The sequence below is a fragment of the Arthrobacter sp. LAR12-1-1.1 genome (genome assembly GCF_040676555.1).
Classification (GTDB): domain Bacteria; phylum Actinomycetota; class Actinomycetes; order Actinomycetales; family Micrococcaceae; genus Arthrobacter.
In genome coordinates, this window is sequence record NZ_JBEGIG010000056.1 from 1 (window position 1) to 18,369 (window position 18,369).

The 18,369-nt window shown below is 67.4% G+C and carries 20 protein-coding genes; 8 read left to right on the forward strand and 12 right to left on the reverse strand.

Annotated features, from left to right (window positions below):
- From MRBLAR12_RS19960 to fabF, 6 genes are all read left to right on the forward strand, one after another.
- A partial coding sequence (locus tag MRBLAR12_RS19960; protein WP_414645548.1) for a transketolase-like TK C-terminal-containing protein occupies positions 1–1,601 on the forward strand: 1,601 nt, incomplete at its 5' end.
- 174 nt (positions 1,602–1,775) lie between these two features.
- A complete protein-coding gene (locus MRBLAR12_RS19965) occupies positions 1,776–3,020 on the forward strand; it encodes a PucR family transcriptional regulator (RefSeq protein WP_229996014.1) in 1,245 nt (414 codons plus the stop codon).
- Positions 3,021–3,107: 87 nt separating this feature from the next.
- A complete protein-coding gene (locus MRBLAR12_RS19970; protein WP_229996013.1) occupies positions 3,108–4,037 on the forward strand; it encodes an ACP S-malonyltransferase in 930 nt (309 codons plus the stop codon).
- Entirely contained in the window at positions 4,034–5,095 is a 1,062-nt protein-coding gene (locus tag MRBLAR12_RS19975; RefSeq protein WP_229996012.1) for a beta-ketoacyl-ACP synthase III, read from the forward strand. Before MRBLAR12_RS19970 ends, MRBLAR12_RS19975 begins: the two co-directional genes overlap by 4 nt.
- 201 nt (positions 5,096–5,296) lie before the next feature.
- Positions 5,297–5,542 (forward strand): acyl carrier protein, encoded by a 246-nt coding sequence (locus tag MRBLAR12_RS19980; RefSeq protein WP_079554778.1) that lies wholly within the window; start codon positions 5,297–5,299, stop codon positions 5,540–5,542.
- A 167-nt stretch (positions 5,543–5,709) separates the two neighbouring features.
- On the forward strand, positions 5,710–6,945 hold the full coding sequence (gene fabF / locus MRBLAR12_RS19985) for a beta-ketoacyl-ACP synthase II (RefSeq protein WP_229996011.1): 1,236 nt from the start codon (positions 5,710–5,712) through the stop codon (positions 6,943–6,945).
- A 121-nt stretch (positions 6,946–7,066) separates the two neighbouring features.
- Here the strand turns inward: fabF and MRBLAR12_RS19990 are convergent, their stop codons facing one another.
- From MRBLAR12_RS19990 to MRBLAR12_RS20010, 5 genes are all read right to left on the reverse strand, one after another.
- Positions 7,067–7,570 carry a DUF3145 domain-containing protein gene (locus tag MRBLAR12_RS19990; protein WP_026266435.1) on the reverse strand — a complete coding sequence of 168 codons (504 nt, stop codon included), beginning with the start codon at positions 7,568–7,570 and terminating at the stop codon, positions 7,067–7,069.
- Between the two features lie 303 nt (positions 7,571–7,873).
- Positions 7,874–8,842: a tyrosine recombinase XerC gene (locus MRBLAR12_RS19995; protein WP_414645549.1), complete on the reverse strand. Its 969-nt coding sequence runs from the start codon at positions 8,840–8,842 to the stop codon at positions 7,874–7,876.
- 48 nt (positions 8,843–8,890) lie between these two features.
- Positions 8,891–10,078 (reverse strand): DNA-processing protein DprA, encoded by a 1,188-nt coding sequence (dprA, locus tag MRBLAR12_RS20000; RefSeq protein ID WP_364747943.1) that lies wholly within the window; start codon positions 10,076–10,078, stop codon positions 8,891–8,893.
- A gap of 47 nt (positions 10,079–10,125) precedes the next feature.
- Positions 10,126–11,673: a YifB family Mg chelatase-like AAA ATPase gene (locus MRBLAR12_RS20005; RefSeq protein ID WP_229992653.1), complete on the reverse strand. Its 1,548-nt coding sequence runs from the start codon at positions 11,671–11,673 to the stop codon at positions 10,126–10,128.
- The gene (locus MRBLAR12_RS20010; RefSeq protein ID WP_229992654.1) at positions 11,674–12,030 is read right to left on the reverse strand and encodes a YraN family protein; all 357 of its coding nucleotides are present in this window, start codon (positions 12,028–12,030) and stop codon (positions 11,674–11,676) included.
- Between the two features lie 50 nt (positions 12,031–12,080).
- Here MRBLAR12_RS20010 and MRBLAR12_RS20015 point away from each other — a divergent pair, with 50 nt between their 5' ends.
- Positions 12,081–12,575 carry a hypothetical protein gene (locus MRBLAR12_RS20015; protein WP_229992655.1) on the forward strand — a complete coding sequence of 165 codons (495 nt, stop codon included), beginning with the start codon at positions 12,081–12,083 and terminating at the stop codon, positions 12,573–12,575.
- Entirely contained in the window at positions 12,572–13,000 is a 429-nt protein-coding gene (locus tag MRBLAR12_RS20020) for an HAD domain-containing protein (protein WP_229992656.1), read from the forward strand. The genes MRBLAR12_RS20015 and MRBLAR12_RS20020 overlap by 4 nt, the downstream gene beginning before the upstream one ends.
- Before the next feature lie 472 nt (positions 13,001–13,472).
- Here the strand turns inward: MRBLAR12_RS20020 and MRBLAR12_RS20025 are convergent, their stop codons facing one another.
- The 7 genes from MRBLAR12_RS20025 to rimM form a co-directional block, all read right to left on the reverse strand.
- Positions 13,473–13,799, reverse strand: a complete 327-nt coding sequence (locus MRBLAR12_RS20025) for a DUF2469 domain-containing protein (RefSeq protein ID WP_018773443.1) — start codon at positions 13,797–13,799, stop codon at positions 13,473–13,475.
- A gap of 96 nt (positions 13,800–13,895) precedes the next feature.
- Positions 13,896–14,561 (reverse strand): ribonuclease HII, encoded by a 666-nt coding sequence (locus tag MRBLAR12_RS20030; RefSeq protein ID WP_229992657.1) that lies wholly within the window; start codon positions 14,559–14,561, stop codon positions 13,896–13,898.
- A 10-nt stretch (positions 14,562–14,571) separates the two neighbouring features.
- Positions 14,572–15,549 (reverse strand): signal peptidase I, encoded by a 978-nt coding sequence (gene lepB, locus MRBLAR12_RS20035; RefSeq protein ID WP_364747948.1) that lies wholly within the window; start codon positions 15,547–15,549, stop codon positions 14,572–14,574.
- Positions 15,550–16,227 carry a signal peptidase I gene (lepB, locus tag MRBLAR12_RS20040; RefSeq protein ID WP_364747951.1) on the reverse strand — a complete coding sequence of 226 codons (678 nt, stop codon included), beginning with the start codon at positions 16,225–16,227 and terminating at the stop codon, positions 15,550–15,552.
- 130 nt (positions 16,228–16,357) lie between these two features.
- The gene (gene rplS / locus MRBLAR12_RS20045; RefSeq protein ID WP_090578701.1) at positions 16,358–16,717 is read right to left on the reverse strand and encodes a 50S ribosomal protein L19; all 360 of its coding nucleotides are present in this window, start codon (positions 16,715–16,717) and stop codon (positions 16,358–16,360) included.
- 235 nt (positions 16,718–16,952) lie between these two features.
- Complete coding sequence (trmD, locus tag MRBLAR12_RS20050) at positions 16,953–17,765, reverse strand: tRNA (guanosine(37)-N1)-methyltransferase TrmD (protein ID WP_229992660.1); 813 nt, start codon at positions 17,763–17,765, stop codon at positions 16,953–16,955.
- Positions 17,766–18,323 carry a ribosome maturation factor RimM gene (gene rimM, locus MRBLAR12_RS20055; protein ID WP_229992661.1) on the reverse strand — a complete coding sequence of 186 codons (558 nt, stop codon included), beginning with the start codon at positions 18,321–18,323 and terminating at the stop codon, positions 17,766–17,768.
- Positions 18,324–18,369: the final 46 nt, after the last annotated feature.

Below are 18,369 nucleotides of genomic sequence, written 5' to 3' on the forward strand. Positions count from 1 at the left end.
CCGCCTACAAGGCCGCGACCGAGTTCAAGGGCAAGCCCACGGTCATCCTGGCCCACACGGTCAAGGGCTACGGCCTGGGCACGCACTTCGAGGGCCGCAACGCGACCCACCAGATGAAGAAGCTCACGATGGCCGACCTGAAGGCCTTCCGCGACCACCTGCGCATCCCGATCACCGACGAGCAGCTGGAAGCGGACCTCTACCGGCCGCCGTACTACCACCCCGGCATGGACTCCCCCGAGATCCAGTACCTGATGGGCCGCCGCAAGGAACTCGGCGGCTTCGTCCCCGAGCGGCGCTCCAAGCACGTCGACGTCACCCTCCCGGATGAGAAGGTCTACGAAGTCGCCAACCGCGGCTCCGGCAAGCAGCACGCCGCCACCACCATGGCGTTTGTCCGCCTGCTCAAGGACCTCATGCGGGACAAGGAGTTCGGCAAGCGGATTGTGCCGATCATTCCGGATGAGGCACGGACCTTCGGCATGGACGCGTTCTTCCCGACGGCGAAGATCTACAACCCGAACGGCCAGAACTACCTCTCCGTGGACCGCGAACTCGTCCTGGCGTACAAGGAGTCCATCTCCGGCCAGATCGTGCACGCCGGCATCAACGAGGCCGGTTCCGTGGCAGCGTTCACCGCCGCCGGAACGTCCTACGCCACTCACGGCGAACCGCTCATCCCGGTCTACGTGTTCTACTCGATGTTCGGGTTCCAGCGCACCGGCGATTCCTTCTGGGCCGCCGCGGACCAGATGACCCGCGGGTTCATCATCGGCGCCACCGCCGGCCGCACCACCCTGACCGGCGAAGGCCTGCAGCACGCCGACGGCCACTCCCCCATCCTGGCCGCGACCAACCCGGCCGTCATCACCTACGACCCGGCATACGGCTACGAGATGGGCGTCATCGTGCGCGACGGCCTCAACCGGATGTACGGTCCCGGCCCGGCCGACAACGACCCGTCGCGGAACGTGATGTACTACATCACTGTCTACAACGAGCCGATCGTGCAGCCGCCGGCACCGGCGGAACTTGATGTCGAGGGCATCATCAAGGGCATCTACCTGCTGGCGCCGGCCAAGATTGACGGCCCGCGCACGCAGATCCTTGCCTCCGGCGTGTCCGTTCCCTGGGCCCTCGAAGCCCAGCGGATCCTGGCCGAGGACTGGGGCGTCTCCGCCGACGTCTGGTCCGTGACGTCCTGGACCGAACTGCGCCGCGACGCCATGGCCGCCGAGGAAGAAGCCTTCCTCAACCCCGGCCAGCCTGCCCGCGTCCCGTTCGTGACCCAGCAGCTCGCCGGCGCCACCGGGCCGATCGTGGCAGTCACGGACTACATGAAGGCCGTGCCGGACCAGATCCGCCAGTTCCTCCCGAACGAGTTCGCCTCGCTCGGCGCCGACGGCTTCGGCTTCTCCGACACCCGCGCCGCGGCGCGCCGCTTCTTCAAGAACGACATCCATTCGGTTGTGGTCCGTTCCCTTCAGATGCTGGCCCGCCGGGGCGAAGTGGATGCCGAGGCGCCTGCCCAGGCCATCGAGAAGTACCGCCTGCACAACGTCAACGCCGGCACCACCGGCAACGCGGGCGGCGACTCCTAAGCACGCCAGCAAAGTTCGACGGCGGTTCTCACCTGTTGGTGGGGGCCGCCGTCGGGCGTTTAACCGCTCCGGCTCCTCTCCGGGGCCGCGCCAGGGACGCTGTGATGCAGGACAACGGCAGTTGTAGCCTTCGCACAAATGGAGCTTGGACGGTGCGCCCCGTATGCTCAATGCATGGCAGAGCCGATCACCACTCCCGAAAAACGCAAACCGGCCTCGAGGGCGATGACTCCGGAGAAGGCCGAAACCCTCAAGAAGCTCCGGGCCAGCGTGGGCCAGCTGTCGACGACGACGCTGCGCCAGCTTGAGAAGTCCCTGCCGTGGTACGGCCGGCTGAACTCGGATGAACGTTCCGCCCTGGGCATGGTGGCCCAGAACGGCATCGCGGCCTTCGTCACATGGTACGAGCGGCCGAGCTCGCCGTCGTGGATCCTTTCCGACGTCTTCGGCACCGCACCCACCGAACTGACCCGCTCCATCAGCCTCCAGAAGGCGCTCCAGCTGATCCGGATCGTCGTAGAAGTCGTAGAAGACCAGGTCCCGGTCATCGCCCCGGAGGCGGACCAGGGGGCCCTCCGGGAAGCCGTGCTGCGCTACTCGCGGGAAGTCGCATTCGCGGCCGCCGACGTCTATGCCCGCGCCGCGGAGTCCCGCGGCTCCTGGGACACCCGCCTGGAAGCCTTGATTGTCGATGCCATCCTCCGCGGCGAAAACACGGACGCGCTGCGGTCCAGGATCGCGGCCCTGGGCTGGAAAGCGCAGGAACGCTTCACCGTGATGGTTGGGAATTCCCCGTCCGAACCAAGCGCCAGCTACGTCAGCGAACTGCGGCGCACCGCGGGGCGCTTCGCCGAGGACGCCCTCGTGGGGATCCAGGGCGACCGGCTCATCCTCATCCTCGGCGGGGTCCACGACCGGGAGACCGCGTACCTGAAGCTCAGCGAACTCTTTGCCCCCGGCCCGGTGGTCTACGGCCCGGAGGCCGGTTCCCTCCTCGAAGCCAGCGGCTCCGCCCAGTCAGCCTTTGCCGGCCTCACCGCCGCCCGCGCCTGGCCTTCCGCGCCGCGCCCGGTAGCGGCCGATGACCTGCTCCCCGAGCGCGTGATCTCCGGCGACGACGCCGCCCGCCGCTCGCTGGTCAAGAACATCTACCGTCCGCTGCTGGCCGCCTCCAACGGGCTGGTGGAGACCCTCGGAACGTACCTCGAACTCGGCCATTCGCTCGAGGCGACGGCCCGCGAACTCTTCGTCCACGCCAACACCGTGCGCTACCGGCTCAAGCGCGTCTGCGACGTCACAGGCTGGGATCCGCTGCTGCCGCGGGAGGCGTTCGTGCTCCAGACCGCCCTCGTCGTGGGCCGGCTTTCGACCCCGCCGAAGGCCCCCACGGAGCGGCAGCCTCCCCGCAACGGCTCCTGAACCGTTGTAGACTTCCTACAAACTGACCCAGTGAGCTTGGTGCATGAAAACACGAATGTTCACGCGGTAATTTGGAAAGCTGGTTACGTGCTTGCAATCGTCTGCCCTGGACAGGGCTCCCAGACCCCTGGTTTTCTGGCCCCCTGGCTGGAACTGCCACCCGTCGCAGGCCTTTTGGCCTCCCTCAGCGAAATAGCAGGCATCGACCTCACCGCCCACGGCACCACCTCCGATGAGGAGACCATCAAGGACACTGCGGTAGCGCAGCCCCTGATCGTCGCCGCAGGCCTGGTGACCGCAAAGTCACTGTTCGACGTCGAACTCGGCACGCTTCCGGTCATCCTCGCCGGCCACTCCGTCGGCGAAATCACCGCGGCCTCGCTCGCCGGTGTGCTGACGGAAACCGAAGCCATGACGTTTGTCCGCGAACGCGCCAACAGCATGGCCGCTGCCGCTGCCGCCACCCCGACCGGCATGAGCGCCGTCGTGGGCGGCGACCCCGCGGACGTCCTGGCTGCCATCAGCGCCGCCGGGGCCACCGCCGCCAACGTCAACGGGGCCGGCCAGACCGTCGCCGCCGGCACCCTGGAGCAGCTCAAGGCCCTCGCCGAGAACCCGCCGGCCAAGGCCCGGGTCATTCCGCTGAAGGTCGCGGGCGCGTTCCACACCTCGCACATGGCCCCCGCCGGTGCTGCCCTGCAGGCCCTGCGCCCGTCACTGCACCCCCAGAACCCGCAGGTACCGCTGCTGTCCAACTTCGACGGCGCGGAAGTCACCGAGGGTGCTGCCGCCGTCGACAGCCTCATCGCCCAGGTCTCCCGTCCGGTCCGCTGGGATCTCTGCATGGAGACGATGGTGCAACGCGGGGTGACCGGCGTGATCGAACTGGCTCCCGCCGGAACACTGGCAGGCCTGGCCAAGCGCGGCATGCCCGGCGTCAAGACCGTCACCGTCAAGACCCCGGACGATCTCTCCGCGGCCCTGGCCCTATTTGCAGAATTGGAGGGAGGGGCATGAGCGTTCCCACACTGAAGCAGGCCCCCGTGCAGGAAAACACCCGCATCATGGGTGTCGGTGCCTACCGGCCCAGCGTGATCGTGACGAACGAGGACGTGTGCCAGTGGATCGATTCCTCGGATGAGTGGATCCGCCAGCGCACGGGCATCGTCACCCGGCACCGCGCGCCCGCCGATGTCAGCGTGATTGACATGGCCGAGGGCGCCGCACGTGAGGCGCTGCAAAAGGCCGGCATCGAGGCCTCCCAGCTCGGCGCCGTGATCGTTTCCACGGTGACCCACCCGTACGCGACCCCCTCCGCTGCCGCGAGCCTCGCCGACCGCCTCGGCGCGACGCCGGCCCCGGCGTTCGACATCTCCGCGGCGTGTGCCGGCTACTGCTACGGCATCGCCCAGGGCGACGCCCTGGTGCGCTCCGGCGCGGCCGCCTATGTCCTGGTGGTCGGTGCCGAGAAGCTCTCCGACGTCATCGACAACACGGAACGGACCATCTCCTTCCTGCTCGGCGACGGCGCGGGCGCCGTCGTGATCGGCCCTTCCGAGACGCCGGGCATCGGCCCTTCAGTCTGGGGTTCGGACGGCAGCAAGTGGGATGCCATCGGCATGACCCACTCCATGCTGGACATCCGCGAGCTCGCCCTGACCGGCAAGCACGGTGCCGCCGTCAGCGATGAGGAAGCGGCAGTTACGGACGCGTCGCTGTGGCCGACCCTGCGCCAGGACGGCCAGACGGTCTTCCGCTGGGCGGTGTGGGAGATGGCCAAGGTGGCCCAGCAGGCCCTGGACGCCGCCGGCGTCCGCTCCGAGGACCTTGCCGCGTTCATCCCGCACCAAGCCAACATGCGCATCATTGACGAGATGGCCAAGAAGCTGCAGCTGCCCGAGTCCGTCAAGATCGCCCGCGACATCGCCGACGCCGGTAACACGTCGGCGGCGTCCATCCCCCTGGCCACCCACCGCCTGCTTGAGGAAAACCCCGAGCTCAGCGGCGGGCTGGCGCTGCAGATCGGCTTCGGAGCCGGACTGGTCTTCGGCGCCCAGGTGGTCGTGCTTCCTTAGGCAGCCACCGTTTTTCCGAACTGAATACGTTCCGCCCGTTTCACCTTGGCACCGCATGTCCTTCACTTTCGGGGCTCGCCCCCATGCTGTGCTCAGCAAGCATTCCCGCACCAAGCCGAACCCTCGGTTTGAATCATGTCCGCCCCCGGCTGCCGGCATTCCACCGGCAGCCGGGGGCAACAACCAGAAAAGGAGCCATCAATGGCTAGCAACGAAGAAATCCTGGCCGGCCTGGCTGAAATCGTCAACGAAGAGACCGGCCTGGCCACGGAGGCTGTCGAAATGGACAAGTCCTTCACCGAGGACCTGGACATCGACTCCATCTCGATGATGACCATCGTGGTCAACGCCGAAGAGAAGTTCGGCGTCCGCATCCCGGACGAAGAGGTCAAGAACCTCAAGACCGTCGGCGACGCCGTCAGCTTCATCTCCAACGCCCAGGCCTAGTCTGGCTTCCGCCGGCAACGGCGGACCCAGGTGCCCGGTCCGGGCGCTGCAGCAGTGCCCGGACCGGACCACCATCAAGTGCATGACCCGAAAGTTTCCCCTCGCAGGCCCCGGCCATCCCGTTCGCGGTTCCGGATACGGCAGGCGCACCGACAGAGAGTGATCCCATGGCACGCAAAGTAGTCATTACCGGTCTGGGTGCCACCACACCCATCGGCGGCGATGTCCCCACGATGTGGAAGAACGCGCTCAAGGGCGTCTCCGGCGCGCACACGCTTGAGGACGATTGGGTGGCCAAGTACGAGCTGCCCGTCCACTTCGCCGCACGCGCCTCCACCCCGGCCCTAGATGTCCTGTCCCGGGTCGAAGCCAAGCGCATGGACCCGTCCACCCAGTTCGCCGTGGTCGCGGCCCGCGAGGCCTGGGCCGACTCCGGCATCACCGAAATCGACCACGACCGTTTGGCGGTGGCTTTCGCGACCGGCATTGGCGGCGTCTGGACCCTTCTGGACGCCTGGGACACCCTGCGCGAAAAGGGTCCCCGCCGTGTCCTGCCCATGACCGTGCCCATGCTGATGCCCAACGGTCCGGCCGCGGCTGTGAGCCTGGACCTGGGAGCCCGCGCCGGCGCCCACACCCCCGTTTCCGCCTGCGCGTCCGGCACCGAAGCCGTCCATGTTGGCCTGGACCTGATCCGTGCCGGCAAGGCAGACGTCGTCGTCTGCGGCGGCGCCGAAGCCGCCATCCACCCGATGCCGATCGCCGCGTTCGCCTCCATGCAGGCCCTCTCGCGCCGCAACGACGATCCCGAGCACGCCTCACGGCCCTACGACCGTGACCGCGACGGCTTCGTCATGGGCGAGGGTGCCGGTGCCCTGGTGCTCGAGGCCGAGGAACACGCCCTGGCCCGCGGCGCCCGGATCTACGCCGAACTGGCCGGCACCTCGGTCACCGCCGACGCCTACCACATCACCGCCCCGGACCCCGAGGGCCTGGGCGCCACCCGCGCGCTGAAGGCTGCGATGTTCGACGGCCGCATCCAGCCCGAAGACATCGTCCACGTCAACGCGCACGCCACCTCCACCCCGGTCGGCGACAAGCCCGAGTACGCGGCCCTCAAAGCCGCACTGGGCAAGCACGTGGACACCGTCGCAGTCTCGGCCACCAAGTCCCAGATGGGGCACCTGCTTGGCGCCTCCGGGGCCGTGGAAGCCGTGCTGACCGTGATGGCCATCTACGACCGCAAGGCGCCGGTGACCATCAACCTCGAGAACCAGGACCCGGAAATCCCGCTCGACGTCGTCACTACGGCCCGCGACCTGCCCGCCGGCAGCATCGCCGCACTGAGCAACTCGTTCGGCTTCGGCGGCCACAACGCCGTCATCGCGGTACGCAGCGTGTAGCTGCACCTGCCCACAGCACGCCGAGATAGCAGATGGCGGCAATGTTCTTCGTGAACATTGCCGCCATCTGCCTTTTGGCGCCTAGCTATGGAATTGCTGCGGTGTAGCGACTGGTGAGGCCCTAGCCGACCTGGTGGAGCCAGCGCACGGGGGCGCCTTCTGCGGCGTGCCGGAAGGGCTCGAGTTCCTCATCCCAGGCCTCCCCGAGGGCGAGCGAGAGTTCGTGGTACACGGCGGAGGGGTCGCCGGCGCCGGATTCGTAGGCGTAGCGGATGCGGTCCTCGGAAACCATGATGTTGCCGTGGACGTCGGTGGTGGCGTGGAAGATCCCCAGCTCCGGGGTGTGCGACCAGCGGCCGCCGTCGACTCCCTGGCTCGGTTCTTCGGTGACTTCGTAGCGCAGGTGCGCCCAGCCGCGCAGAGCGGACGCCAATTGAGCCCCCGTGCCCGGCGTTCCGGTCCACGACAGCTCGGCCCGGAACATTCCGGGCGCGGCAGGCTGAGCGGTCCACTCCAAGTCCGTCCGCTTGTCCACGACGGACCCTATGGCCCACTCAACGTGGGGGCACAAGGCAGTCGGGGCCGAGTGAACAAACAACACACCTCGGGTCAGTGCAACAGACATTCCATCCTCCATAGCTGTAGGTACGTCTTCCCCAACGACCTGTGCCTGGATGTCTGTCTGTTGCGCGGATCCGAAATCATGCCAGCGGTTCCTGCCAGACTACTTTATACAACCGGGTTCGAAGCTGGGACGTGGTGCATTCCAGCTTCAAGTTCAACTTGAAACTTCCCGGGCGTGAGTTTTATTCTGCCCTACGCCTCCTAATTACGCCAGTGCGATTCGGCGCGTCTTTTCCGGCGCGCCGCGCCCGTCTCCGCGGACCCCTATCCGGGCCGGTCCGGGCATCCCTGTGCCGGGCGATCCTTAGGCCCGGGGGTGCGCCTGCTGGTAGCTTTGCCGGAGTCTCTCGACGGACACGTGGGTGTAGATCTGGGTGGTGGCAAGGCTGCTGTGCCCGAGGATTTCCTGCACGGCACGCAGGTCCGCCCCGCCGTCGAGCAGGTGGGTCGCTGCGGAGTGCCGCAAGGCGTGCGGTCCGGTGGCGGCGGTGTCCCCCAGCCGCTCCAGCATCTCTTTGACCACGCTGCGGACCTGGCGCTGGTCCACCCTTCCGCCGCGCGCGCCTAGGAAGAGCGCGGGGCCGCTGGTCCCGGTGGCGAGGGCCGGCCGGCCGCGGCGGAGCCAGTCGTCGAGGGCGAGGGCAGCCGGCAGCCCGTAGGGCACCGTGCGTTCCTTGTTGCCCTTGCCGAGCACCCGGAGGGTTCTGCGGTCGGGGTCGAGGTCGTCCACGTCCATGCCGGCCAGCTCGCCAACGCGGACACCGGTGGCGTAGAGCATCTCCACCATGGCGCGGTTACGCAGTGCCAGAGGTTCGCCCTCGGCCGAAGCGGATTCAGCGTCGTCCACGAGCCTCCGGACCTGTTGCTGGTGCAGGACCCCGGGCAGGGACTTCTCCCGCTTTGGGGCCTTGAGCCGCAGGGCGGGGTCGGCTTCAATCAGCTCCTCGCGGACAGCCCAGGCGGTGAAGGCCCTGGCGGTGGCGGCGCGGCGGGCCAGGGTGGCGCGGGACTTGCCGGACTCGCTCTGGGCGCCGAGCCAGCGCCGGAGGGTCCCAAGCTCCAGCCCGGCAAGATCCTGGACCCCCTCGGTCGCGGCGTGCGCCAGCAGGCTTTCGACGTCGGAGAGATAGGCCCGGACGGTATGGGCGGACCGGCCCCGCTCCGCTTCCAGGTAGCGGCCGAAGCGTGCGGCGGCGCCGTCCAGCGAGGTGGGCAGCGCGGCGGGGGGATCCTGTGTAGGCACCCTCCTACTGTGGCAGTATTCCCGGGGCATTCAAGGAGCCGGTCGGCGAGCCGCGCCTTCCCGGCGGCGCTCATCACCTCAGTCCGCTTTCCCGGAGCGTTTCCAGCCGCCGTGCCGGGATTCGGCCAGGCCCAGCAGCCCCAGCCTGCCAAGCCCGGCGCGGACTGAGTCCGGGCCCAGACCGGCCACCGTGGCCAGCTTCTCGACCGAGCTGGTGGTGCGCAGCGGCAGGGCATCGAGCAGGATCAGGTCCTCCAGGGTCAGGCCGTCGTGGGCCTCAGCCCGGCCTGCCTTGTCCGGGGGCACCCCCTCGCCGCTCGGGGAGGCGAGTTCGGCGATTTCCCCGGCATCCGTGACGCACACGGCCCCGCCTTCGCGCAGGAGCCGGTGGCAGCCGGCGGAGTTGGCGCTGTGGATGGATCCGGGCACGGCGCCCACGGCCCGGCCCAGGCTTTCGGCATGGTGGGCGGTGTTGAGGGCGCCGGAGCGCCACCGGGCCTCGACGACGACCGTTACAGAGGCCAATGCCGCAATGAGGCGGTTGCGCTGCAGGAACCGGTAGCGGGTGGGCGCGGACCCGGGCGGGACCTCGGCCAAGACCGCGCCGTGGTCCGCCACGGCCCGGAGTAAGTCCTCGTTGCCGGACGGGTAGAAGCGGTCCACTCCCCCGGCCATGACGGCAATGGTGGGCACGCCGCCCGTGCTTCCGGCCATGGCCGCCCTGTGGGCGTGGGCGTCAATCCCGTAGGCACCGCCGGAGACGATCGTGAAGCCGCGCTGGGCCAGCGAGTACGCGAGATCGCCCGTCACCGATGCCCCGTAGCTGGTGCTGTCCCGGGAGCCCACCAGAGCAATGGACCGGGCCGCCGGGGGCAGCTCCTGTTCCACTCCGCGCCACCACAGGCACAGGGGTTCCTTGAGTTCGAGGTCCGCCAGCTGCCGCGGCCACAAGTCGTCTGTGGGAATGAGGATCCGTCCGCCGAGCCGCTGCATGGTGGCCAGGTCCCGCTCCGGTGCTAGGTCGGGCACGCGCGGGGCCCAACGCTTCAGCGCCTCCGTGAGCCCTGACCAGCCCCCACCGGAGCCGCTGTCCGACAGGATTCCGGTCATCTCCTGCTCAAGCTCGGGACCGGCTGCGAGCCGGCCGCTGGCAATCCGCAGGGCGTCCTGCGTTCCCGCGGCCCGCACGAGTGCCAGCGCCGCCGCGTCCTGCGGCTCGAATAGTCGGGACAGGGCGGCCCGGGCTGTTCGTTCGTCATCGATCATGGTGGTTCCTTTCGCGTGGCTACGGGTGCTGATTCGCGCCGGCAGGCTCAGGGTGAGGCCGCGGCGGCCTGGCGGAGGCCCAGCGCCCGCCCGACGTCGTCCCCGTCCGGAACGTCGCGCCGGGAGAGGTCCGCAAGGGTCCAGGCGAGGCGCAGCACGCGGTCGTAGCCGCGTGCGGTCAGCACACCGCGCTCCAGCGCGTAGTCCAGGATGCGGGTGGTGGGGGCATCGAGCCGCAGGGCCCCACGGAGCAGCCGCCCCGGCACCTGCGCGTTGGTTTCCATCCCGAACGGCAGCAGCCGGTCCAGCTGACGGCTCCGGGCCGCCCGGACCCGTTCCGCGATGCTGGCGGTTCCCTCCTCGGCTGTAGGCTGGCCGAATCCGGCCAGCGACACCCGCTCGACTTCGAGCTGGATATCGACCCGGTCCAACAGGGGCCCGGACATCCGGGCCTGGTACCGGCGGCGCATGGTGGGGGTGCAGATGCAGTCCACCCCTTTGCCGGTTGCCTTCCCGCACGGACAGGGGTTGGCTGCGAGGACCAGCTGAAATCGGGCGGGATAGGCCGCTGACCCGGCCGAGCGGTGGATGACCAGCTCACCGCTTTCCAGCGGCTGCCGCAGGGCGTCCAGGACGCCGCGGTCATACTCCGGGGCTTCGTCCAGGAAGAGCACTCCGCGGTGTGCACGGGACGCTGCCCCGGGCCGCGGCAGCCCGGACCCGCCACCGATGATGGCCACAGCGGTCGCGGTGTGGTGCGGGTTCTCGTAGGGTGGCCGGCGCAGCAGCTGCACAGAGCCCGACGGCAAAGAACACAGCGAGTGGATGGCGGTGACCTCCATGGCCTCGGTGTCGCCCAGATCCGGGAGCAGGCCGGGCAGCCGCTCGGCGAGCATAGTCTTCCCGGCGCCCGGCGGTCCGGTCAGCAGCAAGTGGTGGGCACCGGCAGCTGCCACTTCCAGGGCGCGCCGCGCCGCGGCCTGGCCGGAGACATCGCACATGTCCGGCGCCAGGGCGGGACCGCTGCCTGTATCGGGGCTGTCGGAGTCCTCGGACCCGGGCTCGAAGTCGAGGGCAAGGTCCTGCGGGTCCGCGCCGCAGTCGAAGGCGAGCCGGGCCAGGGTGGCATAGCCCCGGACCTGCGCGCCGGGGACGAGCTCGGCCTCCGCCACGTTGGCCCGGGCCACGACGACCTCGGGGTAGCCGGCCCGTACCGCGGCCATCACGGCCGGAAGGATGCCCCGCACGGGCCGCAGCCGGCCGTCCAGGCCGAGTTCGGCGATGAAGACGGTGCGCCCCGTGGGCCGGATGTCGTTCGCCGCGAGCAGCACCGCCATGGCGATGGCGAGGTCGAAGCCCGAGCCGCGTTTGGGCAGGGACGCCGGGATGAGGTTGGCCGTAATTTTCCGACGGCTCAGCGGGATCCCCGAGTTCTGGGCCGCGGAGCGGATCCGTTCCTTGGCCTCGTTCAGTGAGGCGTCCGGCAGGCCAAGGATCACAAAGGCCGGCAGGGTCTGGCCGATGTCGGCCTCGACCTCGACGATGTAGCCGTTGAGGCCCACGAGCGCGACCGAATAGGTCCGGCCCAAGCCCATCTACCCCACACCCCTGAGGTGCTCGACGTCGGGCTCGCCGATGCCGTCGTCCAGCACGGCGATCACGTCCACGCGGCACAGTGGGGCGCGCAGCCCCTGGGCACGACACCACGCCGACGCGAGCCGGTGGAGCCTGGCCAGCTTGTCCGCGCCCACGGCTTCAAAGGGGTGGCCGTAGGCGAGGGACTTGCGGGTTTTCACCTCGGCGATGACCACGGCTTCGCCATCAAACGCGACAATGTCGATCTCACCCTCAGGGCAGCGCCAGTTCCGCTCCACGATCTGCATGCCGTGGGCTTGAAGGTAATCCGCCGCGAGGTCCTCCCCGTGGCGGCCGAGCACGTCCTTAGCTCTCATACCTCCAGCATGGCGGGCCGCCAAGGACGGGCAGAGGGCACACTTTTGCTATGTGGAAAAACCCATGGCCCGGTCGCGGCGGAGGAAAGGTCGCAGCGTTACCGGAGTATGAAGCACCGACTTGGAACAAGGAACGTGCACCCGGCTCCCTGGCGAATCAAGACATGGCGTACCAGAGTCTGAACGGCAACGCCAAGGGCTACTCACGACACAGGCGGTTCGCCATCAACCCGGTCGCGGCCTATCCATTCAAGACGATTCAGCACGAGCTGAGCCACATCGTCCACGGTCACACAACTGACGAGAAGCTGGCAGAGTACGGCAATCACCGTGGGATCTTCCAGTTCGAAGCCGAGGGGTCGGCCTACCTAATCATGAACAAGTCAGGGGCGACTGATCAGTTCGACGCCGACGAGAGCCGTCACTACGTCCAGTCTTGGCTACAGGGAAATAAGCCAGACGAGAAGCGTATCCGCAGGGTGTTCAGCACTGCTGATCGCATAATCAAGGCAGGACGAGAAGAACCGCAGGAGAAACAGGAATGAAAGTACTTTTCCTCGATATTGATGGAGTCGTCAACCGCGTGGGTACGCGACAGAGCTTTCACGGCTTCATGGGCATCGATCCGTTCCTGGCGTCCAGGGTCAGCAAGATCATCCTCGACACTGACGCAGCCGTTGTTCTTACGTCCACATGGCGGATCTTCAAAGACGGCCGGGAAGAGGTCGACCGACACGTCTACAAGACCTTTGACGTGACTCCGACGGCAGACACAGGTTTTCGTGGCGAGGAGGTGAAGATGTGGCTGGACCAGCATCCAGAAGTTACGCGGTATGCCATTATCGATGATGACTCAGACTTCTATGCCGATCAGCCCCTGTTCAAGACCGCCTGGCAGACGGGAATCACCGACGAGATTGCGCAGCAGGTAACCGAATATCTAAACAGGGAGGAGAGAGCCAATGAGTGAACGTCTACCAGCCAACGAAGAGAACCTTATGATCAACTTCAGGACGTGCTGGAGCGAGTTAAATAGCCCCTACGTGACTTGCTCAACGTTGGGGACCTGGACAACCCTGACGAGCTGCGAGCTGCGAGCTGCCATACAGCTCTGCGAGCAACAACCGACCGCCATGTACGTCGTCAGCCTCGAGGGCTTCGCGTCACACCTTGAGGACATGCCGCGCTTGTCAGTCCGCGACATCGAGTCAGTCGCTCTGATGAGGACGGAAACGTCTACTTCATCAAAAAAGCTCATGAATAAATAGCAGATTGCTTCATAACGCTGCGCAATTGATGGGGGTTCTGCCACTGCCCACACTCGTCACCCGGGCGGCGGAAGGCGGTATCTATCTGGGCCCGGGTGCATTGCCCTGGACCGCATCGGGAAACCCTGCTGCGGCACCCAGGGGCTAGGAAGCCCGAAAACTAGGAAGCCAGGGTCAGTTGCCCAGGTCTTCGACCTTGGGCAGGGCGAGCTCCTCGCTGCGCGGCAGTTCCTCGACGTTGACGTCCTTGAACGTGATGACGCGGACGCTCTTGACGAAGCGGGCGGAACGGTAGACGTCCCACACCCAGGCGTCCTGCAGGGTCAGATCGAAGTAGACCTCGCCGTCGGCGCTGCGGGCCTGCAGGTCAACATGGTTGGCAAGGTAGAAACGCCGTTCGGTCTCGACCACATAGCTGAACAGCCCGACGACGTCGCGGTATTCGCGGTAGAGCTGTAGCTCCATGTCGGTCTCATAGTTTTCAAGGTCCTCGGCACTCATGGTTCCATCTTGCACCATCCGGCGTCGGCCGCGCGCCACCGCGCGCCCCAGAGAGGCACAGAGAGGCACAGCGTGCCACGGGCCGGCGCCCGCAGGCTAGAGCAGCTGCCAGCTGACCCGGTGGTACGGCGTGGGACCGGCGGTCCGCAGCGCTTCCTTGTGCGCCGCGGTGCCGTAGCCCTTGTTCTCGTCCCAGCCGTAGGCCGGGTATTGGGTGTGCAGCTCGCACATCATCGCATCGCGCTCGACCTTCGCAATGATGCTGGCCGCGGCGACGCTGAGGCACTGCATGTCGGCTTTGACCAGCGTGTGCACCGGGGCGTCGCAGCCGGGTTCGGCGGGGGCGTCGTCAAAGAGTGAGGGCTGGAGATCGGGCGAGAGCCAGTTGTGGCTGCCGTCCAGCAGGACAACCTCGGGCCTGATGCCGGCGGCGAGCACCGCGAACCAGGCCCGGTTCCCGGCCAGCCGGAGGGCGGCGATGATTCCGAGTTCGTCAATCTCGTTCGCGGAGGCATGTCCCACGGCGGAGGCGACGCTCCAGTCCCGGACCAGCGGCACCAGCCGCTCCCGGTCCGCGACCTTGAGCAGCTTGCTGTCCCGGACATCGGCCAGGAGCTTCTGCTGTTGCAGGTCGACGACGGCGATCCCCACGCTGACGGGGCCGGCGAGGGCACCGCGGCCCACCTCGTCGATACCCGCGAGAAGCCGGGCGCCGGAGCTGCGGAAGCGGCGTTCGTAGTCGAGGGTGGGGGCGACTGACATGAAGGGCGGCTTACTTTCCGGTCGGGGCGGGCACGCTGCTGAAGACGCCCGGATAGTTGTCCAGCACCGACATCCTGTTCAGCGGCCACGCTATGACGGCGGCTTTGCCTTCGATGTCGGACTCGTTGACGAAGCCGCCGTTGGTGTCCATATGGGCGCGTGAATCCGCGGAGTGGTTGCGGTTGTCGCCCATGACCCAGACCTTGCCCGCGGGCACGACGACGTCGAAGTCGCGGACCTGGGGAATCTCGACGGAATTGATGTACTTCTCATCAAGCGGCGCGCCGTTGACGGTGAGCTGTCCGCCGGCGTCGCAGCAGACCACGTGATCCCCGGGGAGCCCGATCACGCGCTTGACCAGGTGCTGTTCCGAGTTGTCCGGAAGCAGACCGACGAACGTCAGCCCGTCCTGAACCCAGGTGAACGGGCCCTTCGTCTTCTGGGCTGCGGGGGCCAGCCAGCCCTGGCTGTCCCGGAACACCACCACGTCCCCGCGTTGGAGCGCCATGGGCTCCGGCACGAGGAGGTTGACGAAGATGCGGTCGTTCACGTCGAGGGTGTTGACCATGGATTCGGACGGGATGTAGAAGGCCCGGAACAGGAAGGTCTTGATCAGGAAGGACAGCACGATCGCCACGATGACCACCGTGGCAACCTCCTTCAGCCACAGGAAGAGCGGGCTGCGCCCTTCACGGGCCCTGGCCTTCCTGGCCCGGCGGGAGGACGCATCTGCGTGGGCGGGACCGGCTGTCCGGTCCCTGTCGCCCCGATCAGCCCGCCGCGCCCCGGCACTGCCGTCCTGCGACGCCGGCGCCGGCACAACAGCCGGCGCCGCGGCCTCCGCACCAGCGTGCTCGTCCGCGACCTGTGCCTGCGGCAGCCGGGTGGTGGGCTGCTCCGCCGGCTCGTCCCCGGGGATCGCCGAGGCGGCAACCCGGGGTCGGTCCTGGCCCTGCGGATCAGGAGTGCGCGGTTCGGTTTCGGGCATCTACTGTCCGTTCGTCGTCGTTGTCGCAGCCGGTTCGGGCCGCGCTACTGCTGCAAATCTATCAAGCGGCCAGATGATCTGTACCGGTCTGCCAATGACGCGTTCGAGCGGCACCATGCCGCCGCCGGGGGCACCGAGGAGGCTCCGGGAATCGGCCGACATGGAGCGGTGGTCCCCCATGAGCCAGAGCCGTCCGGCCGGCACCTCAACAGCGAACTTCATATCGCTCGGGGTGTCCCCCGGATACAAGTACGGTTCCGCAACTTGCTGACCGTTGACTGTGAGCCGGCCGCCGGCATCGCAACAAACCACGCGGTCACCGGGCAGTCCGATGACGCGCTTGACATACGTGGTGTCGCTGCCCGCGAGGCCGAGCCAGCGTCCGGCTTCGGCGAGAGCATCCACCACGGGGCCGTTGCCGCTGTTGAGCGGGGCGAAGGAGCCGCGGCCGTCAAAGACGACGACGTCCCCCCTGTCCAGGGGTTCAGCCTGGAAGCCGGCCCGTGCCACCAGGATCCGGTCCCCGGTGTGAAGGAGCGGTTCCATGGACGCGGACGGGATGAAGAAGATGTCCAGCCACAATGAGCGGACCACGGCGCTGATGGCCACGGCGAGCACCAGGGCCAGCAACGCAAAACGCCAGCCCGGTTTCCTGGGCTGGCGTTTTGGCTGTTCCATGTTCCGTATCCCTTGGCGCTGTAGTGAACTAAATTGCGCTGTTGCGGATAGCTCCGGCGCCGCACTAGCTGACGCACCGGGTACGGTCCGTGGACCCGCGGTGGAAGCCTGTCGTGGAAGTCGAAAGGACTTACTTGGCGGGCTGGAAGTCGCGCTTTTCCTTGATCTTCGCGGCCTTACCACGCAGGTTACGCATGTAGTAAAGCTTGGCGCGGCGCACGTCACCCTTGGAGACGAGCTCGATCTTGTCGATGATCGGGGAGTGCACCGGGAAGGTACGCTCCACGCCGACACCGAAGGAGACCTTGCGGACGGTGAAGGTTTCGCGGACGCCATCGCCGTGGCGGCCCAGGACGAAGCCCTGGAATACCTGGACGCGGGAGTTCTTGCCTTCGATGATGTTCACGTGAACCTTGATGGTGTCACCCGCGCGGAACTCGGGAACATCGGTGCGCAGCGAGGCTGCATCTACGGAATCGAGGATATGCATTGATCCACTCCTGGTGAACGCCACAGGTCACTCACGTTGGGTTACGGCGGCCAAGCCCGGGGGCATGTGCCGCCCGGAAATTTCCGCCGAAAGTTTGTCAATCCGGCCCTGTCAGGAATAGACGGGACCGGGGTGCCGGGCTGTTGGCAGCGCTCCCCCTGTGGCAGGTTCGCAACCCAGCAGGCACAAGGACTAATTTTGCCACATTTTGTGCGGGTTAGCCCAATCCCGGCGGTTAGGCGTCGGGACGGCGCACCAGGTGGCCGTCGACGACGTCGTACCCCAGGTCAGCGAACGCCGTGCGGTCCGCGCGCGGCAGCCTGCCGGCGTCGAACTCCACCAGGAGGTCGGGGCGGCGTTCGGCGGTGCGCCGGTACTGCTCGTGCCGGCGCCACTGGGCGATCTTGCCGTGGTTGCCGCTCAGCAGCACCGCCGGGACGTCCCGGTCCCGCCAGCTGGAGGGCTTGGTGTAGACGGGGTACTCGAGCAGCCCGTCCGAGTGGGACTCCTCGACCAGGGACTCGGGGTTGCCGACGACGCCGGGCAGCAGCCGCCCGATGGCCTCAACCATGGCCAGCACGGCGACTTCGCCGCCGTTGAGGACGTAGTCCCCCAGGCTCATCGGGCGCACCGTGAAGTGGTCCGCGGCCCATTCCAGGACGCGTTCGTCGATGCCTTCATAGCGTCCGCAGGCGAACACCAGCTGCTCTTCCTCGGCCAGTTCGTGCGCGGTGGCCTGGGTGAAGCGCTCCCCCGCCGGCGACGGGACAATCAGGACCGGCTTGCCGGCAGAATCCGGCACGCCGGCGTCTTCGGACCGCCCGGCGGCCACGGCGGTGAGGGCCTGCGCCCACGGCTCGGGCTTCATGACCATGCCGGCGCCGCCGCCGTAGGGGGTGTCATCGACCGTCCGGTGCCGGTCGGTGGTGAACTCACGCAGGTCGTGGACCTTGAGGTCCAGCAGGCCGTCCTGGCGGGCCTTGCCGATCAGCGACAGTTCCAGCGGGGCCAGGTACTCCGGAAAGATGCTGACGACGTCGATTCTCATCTACGCGTTGCCCTGCTCATCGAGGTTGTGCTGGTCGGGGGCCTCGTCGGTGTTGACCTCGAACAGCCCGGGCGGCGGGGTGACGAGGACGTACTTTTCACCCACGTTGACCTCGGGCACAATCTGCTCGACGAACGGGATCAGGACTTCCTTGCCGTCGGTCGTGGTGACCACCAGCAGGTCCTGGACGGGCAGCGTGTGCAGTCCCGAGACCTTGCCGACCACGCTGGCGCCCACCCGGACGTCCAGGCCCACGAGCTCGTGCTCGTACCAGCCCTCGTCGTCGTCGGCGGCGCCGATTTCTTCGGTTTCGATGAACAGCTTCGCGCCGCGCAGGGTCTCGGCCTCGTTGCGGGTTTCGATCTCATCGAAGGCCAGCAACAGGATGTCCTTGTTCCAGCGCGCGCTGAACACCGTCAGCGGCCCGGCGGAGACGGGTTCCACGATGAACTGCGTGCCGGGAACAAAACGGTCGCCGGGCGCGTCGGTGAGCACCTGGACGGTCACTTCGCCGCGGATGCCGTGGGGCTTGCCGATTCGTGCCACCTGGAGCTGCATCTGTTCCTCTGTTCGGGGTTGGTGATTCTGTAAGTCTGTTGCGTAA